Genomic DNA, 255 nt, shown 5'->3' on the forward strand with positions numbered 1-255 from the left:
ATCTTCTTACGTTCAGCAAAAGCAATTACGTTGACATCTGAAATTAAAAAGATGCTGGGTACCAATGTATCATTAATGACGCCGACAGATTTAATTAAAGCTATCTTAACATCACAAGCAGATTTACTGTGGAATGGTGGTATCGGAACCTATGTTAAAGCAATCACTGAGACAAACAACGATGTTGGCGATCGAGCGAATGATCATGTTCGTATCAACGGTAATGAGCTTAACGTTAAGATTGTCGGCGAGGGT

Annotated in this window: 1 protein-coding gene; it reads left to right on the plus strand. The window is 39.2% G+C overall.

The annotated features are described in order from the left end of the window. A partial coding sequence (locus MTCD1_RS19705; RefSeq protein ID WP_143760208.1) for an NAD-glutamate dehydrogenase domain-containing protein occupies positions 1–255 on the plus strand: 255 nt, incomplete at both ends.

The organism is Colwellia marinimaniae (genome assembly GCF_002207865.1).
GTDB lineage: Bacteria > Pseudomonadota > Gammaproteobacteria > Enterobacterales > Alteromonadaceae > Colwellia > Colwellia marinimaniae.